This window comes from Caballeronia sp. M23-90, assembly GCF_053574605.1.
Genome location: NZ_JBSIPA010000458.1, coordinates 1 through 5,142 on the forward strand (window position 1 = coordinate 1; position 5,142 = coordinate 5,142).

General features: G+C 59.7%; 7 protein-coding genes. 1 reads left to right on the forward strand and 6 read right to left on the reverse strand.

Features of this window, described 5'->3' with window-relative positions:
* Positions 1–214: 214 nt before the first annotated feature.
* The 3 genes from ACRXB1_RS29830 to ACRXB1_RS29840 all read right to left on the reverse strand — a co-directional run bounded on the left by ACRXB1_RS29830 (position 215) and on the right by ACRXB1_RS29840 (position 2,178).
* Positions 215–709, reverse strand: coding sequence for an SRPBCC family protein (locus ACRXB1_RS29830; RefSeq protein WP_061999792.1), 495 nt, complete (start codon positions 707–709; stop codon positions 215–217).
* 48 nt (positions 710–757) lie between these two features.
* Positions 758–1,171, reverse strand: a complete 414-nt coding sequence (locus ACRXB1_RS29835; RefSeq protein ID WP_061999791.1) for an OsmC family protein — start codon at positions 1,169–1,171, stop codon at positions 758–760.
* A gap of 134 nt (positions 1,172–1,305) precedes the next feature.
* The gene (locus ACRXB1_RS29840; protein WP_449494086.1) at positions 1,306–2,178 is read right to left on the reverse strand and encodes a pirin family protein; all 873 of its coding nucleotides are present in this window, start codon (positions 2,176–2,178) and stop codon (positions 1,306–1,308) included.
* Positions 2,179–2,341: 163 nt separating this feature from the next.
* On the opposite strand from ACRXB1_RS29840, the gene ACRXB1_RS29845 reads away from it, so the two are divergent.
* On the forward strand, positions 2,342–3,304 hold the full coding sequence (locus ACRXB1_RS29845; protein ID WP_062170144.1) for a LysR family transcriptional regulator: 963 nt from the start codon (positions 2,342–2,344) through the stop codon (positions 3,302–3,304).
* A gap of 332 nt (positions 3,305–3,636) precedes the next feature.
* On the opposite strand, the gene ACRXB1_RS29850 is transcribed toward ACRXB1_RS29845, so the two are convergent.
* From ACRXB1_RS29850 to ACRXB1_RS29860, 3 genes are all read right to left on the reverse strand, one after another.
* Positions 3,637–4,062, reverse strand: coding sequence for an ExbD/TolR family protein (locus ACRXB1_RS29850; protein WP_062170142.1), 426 nt, complete (start codon positions 4,060–4,062; stop codon positions 3,637–3,639).
* 12 nt (positions 4,063–4,074) lie between these two features.
* Positions 4,075–4,848, reverse strand: a complete 774-nt coding sequence (locus tag ACRXB1_RS29855) for a MotA/TolQ/ExbB proton channel family protein (RefSeq protein ID WP_449494087.1) — start codon at positions 4,846–4,848, stop codon at positions 4,075–4,077.
* 63 nt (positions 4,849–4,911) lie between these two features.
* A partial coding sequence (locus ACRXB1_RS29860; protein WP_449494088.1) for an energy transducer TonB occupies positions 4,912–5,142 on the reverse strand: 231 nt, incomplete at its 5' end.

Consider the following 5,142-nt stretch of genomic DNA (forward strand, 5'->3'; position numbering starts at 1 on the left):
TTGCGCGGCCGGGCGATGGTCGCAGCAGCGGAACGCTCGACTGGGCGGCGCAGCCGAAGCGTGTTGGAGCGCAGGATGTCGGTCATGTCGAGGAGTCCGTTCGTTGAGTCGATGGAGTAATCTTAATGATAACCATTCTTATTTGCAACAACGATGTCTTCATCGATTTTACGTTTCGATAGTCATCGGTTTTCTATCGAAACGTCGTGCAGTTTTAATGCAGCGGCCCTGCGAGTTTGTTGCCGTGCGCGAACTGACGAATCAGCCTGACGGTATCGATATCCGCTTCCCTGTATGCCGACTTCACGATCTCCTGCGTCTGCAGCGCGTCAGGGCTGGCGTTGGGATCATCGGCGACGGGCAAGGTGGTGGCGTACGTGAAACGCAGGAATAGCTGAAGCTCGTCCGGCTGTTCAATCGCCATGGTCAGCGAGCCACCTACATGTTCCTCCGTCGGCAGGATGTCGTAGCGCACGCTGCTTTCGGGAATTAGCGTCACGCGATCGCGCACGCGCGCCTGGCCGTAATGCAGTTCGCGTTCGATCACATCGCCTTCACGCGACAGGATTGCGCAGCGATCCAGGCCGATCACGAACAGTTGCGGCTGTTCTGCGCGCAGCACGAGCCCTTGCCACACCTGTTCGCGCGTCATTGCTTCCACGAACGGATTGAGCGGATCGTTGATCTGGATAAGGTGTTCGAAATTCAAAACGACGGTTTCCTTGAGATGATCGTTGAATGGATGGATCGCGTGATTTCAAAGAGGCGTGAGCCCGGAGTTGATCGCGATCGAACCGGAGAGGATCTTGTGCACGGGGCACGCATTCGCAATCTGCAAAAGGCGTTCCCGTTGAGTGCTGTCCAGCTCGCCCGTCAATTTGATCTGGCGGTCGATCACCGTGGCTTCCGGCGGCGTGGACTGATAGGTGAGGGTGACGTGAACGGCTTGCAGCGGCCAGCCCTTGTGCTTCGCGTACATCTTCAGCGTGATCGTCGTGCATGCGCCCAGGCTCGAGAGCAAAAGACCGTGCGGAGTCGGACCGGTATCGGCGCCGCCGTGCGATGCCGGTTCGTCGCCGAGCCATTCATGCGTGCCGTCGCTCAATGCAACCTGAAAATCCTCGGCGCCGATACTGGCGCTGACAACCGGCGACACAAACTTTTCGGACATGCGGTACTCCGTTTGGGTGAGACAAAGCGCCGTCCGACAATTGGACACAAGAAAACGGCGCGGCATGAAGGACTATTGTGACGCAAATAGTGTCCTTCGTGCCGCGCCGCTGAAACAGAGGCCTGGTCGGTCGATCAGTGGTTGATCGCGCCCATTCTTCCTGCCTGATAGTCCACAACGGCCTGACGGATCTCGTCTTCCGTGTTCATCACGAACGGACCATAGCGCACGACCGGCTCTTTCAGCGGCACACCACCAAGCAGCAGCAATTCGAGGGGCTCATCGCCGGCAGTGAAGCTGACCGTTTCGCCATCGTCGGCGAAGACGATCATCTGGCGCGCCTTGATCGGCTGTTTACCGGAGCCGTAGAAGCCATCGCCCGATAACGCATAACCGAACACGCGGAAATCCTTCGGCACGGGCTGCACGACCGATGCCCCCGGTTGCAGCGAGAAATGCTGATAAAGAATGGGTGTCCGGATTTCGATAGCCGCCTTCACGCCCAGCGCTTCGCCCGCGATCACCTTCACGCGCGCACGCCCGTCCTCGCTCACGCCGACCGGAATGCTCGCCGATGAAATCTCCTGATAATGCGGCGGAATCATCTTGTCGCGCTTCGGCAGATTCACCCAGAGTTGCAGCCCGTGCACGCGGCCCCCGGTGCGCGTGAACTCCGGATCGGGCATTTCGCTATGAACGACGCCGGAGCCCGCGGTCATCCATTGCACATCGCCTTGACGCAGCGTGCCCGAATGGCCCGCCGAATCCTTGTGCCCGAACTGGCCTTCAAGCACGTATGTAACGGTCTCGAATCCGCGATGCGGATGGTCAGGCGCGCCTTTGGCCTCGCCCGGCGCGTAATCGACGGGGCCCATTTCATCCAGGAGCAGGAACGGATCGAAGTCCATCAAGAGCCGCGTGGGAAATGGCCGATGCACGACAAAACCGCCGCCCTCCACCGTGCGAAGCGCGGGAATAGTGCGTTCAATACTGCGTGTGGTGTCCATTTTCGTCCTCACTTTGACCGGTCCGGATAGGGCGCCAGCCAGTGATTAGCGCCAAATTTAAAACATGGAGCTATTATATGGACCGTATTCCAGGGAAAAAGCCGTTCATCCGCAATGCATTGTCCCACCACTGAAACAACCAGAACATCGATCCCGCGCCCGCATGAAACCTGATTCGCACGACCTCAATGATCTGATGTACTTCTCGTACGTGGTCGAGCACGGCGGGTTTTCGGCGGCCGAACGCGTGCTGGGCATTTCGAAGTCACGGTTGTCGCGGCGTGTATCGGAGCTGGAAACATCGCTTGGCGTGCGGCTGATGCAGCGATCCACCCGCAAGCTCGCGCTGACTGAAGCCGGGCAACTGTTCTATCAGCATTGCAAGGGCATGCTCGCCGAGGCGCAAGCAGCTGTCGATATCGTTCATAGTCTTCGGGATTCTCCGCGCGGTAGCGTGCGCGTGAGCGTGCCGGTGACGATTGCGCAGACGTTTTTGTCGGCGGTGATTCCGGATTTTTTGCATCGATACCCCGAAGTTCGCGTCGTCATGAGCGTGACGAATCGCGTGATCGACCTGTTCGAAGATCCCGTCGATGTCGCCCTGCGCGTGCGCTCCGAGCCGCCGGTCAACTCGACCATAGTCGCGCGGCCGTTGTGGCGCACGGAGCAGATGCTGGTTGCTGCGCCGTCGCTGCTCAAGCCCAATGCGCCGCCGCTCGCGCCATCGGAACTGGCGCAATTCGATACCATCGATGTCCCGTCGAGCGACGGTCGCCATGTGTTTCGGATGATTGCGCCCGATGGCACGCGCCATGAGTTCGAACACGAGCCGCGCCTGGTCACGGCGGATCTGGGCATGATCCGAGAAGCCGTGCTGCGCGGTGTGGGTATCGCGGCGTTGCCGGAGATGTTGTACGGCGCTGCGCTGCGCACGGGCCAGATGTCGCCCGTCATGCCGGGCTGGACGTTCCCGACGCCGCAGTTGTACGCGGTGTTCTTGTCGCGCCAGGGAATGGTCCCGGCGATTCGCGCGTTCGTCGACTTTCTAGTGGAGTCAATCAACGACGGCGATCGCTTCCCGGGAGAATGTCCTCTCCCGGTTGAGGCCGCTCACGAAACAGTGTGACTAAACGCTGCGCCGCTGCAAGTTTCTGACATTGAAGCGTGCACTTGCGATGCAGAGATTCAATCGGCGCTTGCTTGAACGGGGCGTAGCGCGGCGCTATATTGAAATCTCTTCGCTAAGGAGCTGCTTATGCGAAAACTCACGGCCACTTTTATAGTAGGCCTGATAGGGCTAATCGCGCTGTCCGTGTCGAGCACGGCTGTCGCATGTGGCGATGCTGCGGGATCGGGCTACTCGACCCCAAAGTAACCGCTAGCCCGAATGTGCCGCGCGCACACAAAAAAAGGCCTTCATCATCGCGATGAAGGCCTTTTACTTTGGGCTCTCAAGACTTACTTCGCGCCCGCTTTCGGCTCGGTCACAAAACCAATCTTCGATAACCCGCCGCCTTGGGCGGCCGACATCACATCGGCAACCCGCTCATACGGCACCTTGCGGTCCGCGCGCAAACGCAATTCCGGCTGCGGCGTCTGTTTCGATGCATCGGCGATTCGCGCTTGCAGGGCGTTATCGTCGACTTTTTCATCGTTCCACAGTACCGTGCCGTCCGCTTCCACGGCGACATCGACGTGTGCCGGCTTGGTGTCCTGCGGCTGGCTGCTCGCCTTGGGCAAATCGATTTTCACCGCGTGATTGATCGCGGGAATCGTGACAAGAAAGATGATCAGCAAAACCAGCATGACGTCGACGAGCGGCGTCATGTTGATCTCGCTCATCATGCCGTCGTCCTCGTCGCTGGAGAAAGGGCTCATGGCCATGACGACGTCCCCTTAGCTCACACGCGATGCAGGCTTGACGGCCGACGGCGTGCCTGCAGCGTTTTGCGTAGCGAGGCGCAAACCATCGCCGCGCTTGCTCGAAGCCAGCTTCGTACCCGTCACGAAGAACGCATGCAGGCCGTGCGCAAAGCGGTTCAGCTTCGTCACGATTGCCTTGTTCCAGCGCGTCAATGCGTTATAACCGAGCACCGCCGGAATCGCGACGAACAGGCCGAACGCCGTCATGATCAGCGATTCGCCAACCGGTCCCGCGACCTGGTCGATCGACGTCTGTCCTGTCGCGCCGATGGTCAGCAGCGCGTGATAGATACCCCACACCGTGCCGAACAATCCGACGAACGGCGCGGTACTGCCAATCGATGCCAGCACGGCAAGCCCTGCCTGCATGCGGCCGACGCCTTCGTCCATGGTGTCTTTCAGGCAGCGCGTGATCCAGTCCGACACATCCATGCGGTCGTGCAGATGCGGTTGCGTCTGGTGATGATGGTCGGCCGCGTCCTGGCCGGAGAGGGCAAGCGCGAGGAACGGGTTGTCCTGTGTCTTGGCCGAATGGTTGCTGAGCTTCTTGATGCCATCGGCGAAATCGTCGGAATGCCAGAAGGCCTGTTCCGCGTTCTTGGTCAGGCGCTTCAGGCGCAGCACGTTCAAACCCTTCACCACGATCACGGTCCACGACAGCACCGACATGATCGCCAGCGCAAGCGCGATACCCCGCGTGACGAGATCCCCTTGTTCCCAGACGTGGGCCAAACCGTAGCTTTGCATTGCAGTTCCTGTAGATATCTAAAAATTAGGTCGAATTCTTGTGTTCTTGCGGGCGTACGTGCGCTAGTCTTTCAGCCCGAAGACGAACGGCTGGGAATAGGCGGCGCGGATCGCCTCGCCGTTTTCCTTGTACGGCTTGCAGGCGCTCGAGCGCATGGCGTCGAGTGCGGCGTCATCGAGCCGTGACGAACCGCTGCTCTTCTTCAGTTCGATGTTCTCGATCTTTCCTGTCAGCCCCACGACGAACTTCACCACTGCTGTACCCGATTCCCCTCTACGCCGCGAAAGCGCCGG

Bases quoted from the DNA above. Each gene is read 5' to 3' on its own strand.
- ACRXB1_RS29835 (WP_061999791.1), bottom strand. From the start codon at position 1,171: ATGTCCGAAAAGTTTGTGTCGCCGGTTGTCAGCGCCAGTATCGGCGCC.
- ACRXB1_RS29840 (WP_449494086.1), bottom strand. From the start codon at position 2,178: ATGGACACCACACGCAGTATTGAACGCACTATTCCCGCGCTTCGCACG.
- ACRXB1_RS29845 (WP_062170144.1), top strand. From the start codon at position 2,342: ATGAAACCTGATTCGCACGACCTCAATGATCTGATGTACTTCTCGTAC.
- ACRXB1_RS29850 (WP_062170142.1), bottom strand. From the start codon at position 4,062: ATGGCCATGAGCCCTTTCTCCAGCGACGAGGACGACGGCATGATGAGC.
- ACRXB1_RS29855 (WP_449494087.1), bottom strand. From the start codon at position 4,848: ATGCAAAGCTACGGTTTGGCCCACGTCTGGGAACAAGGGGATCTCGTC.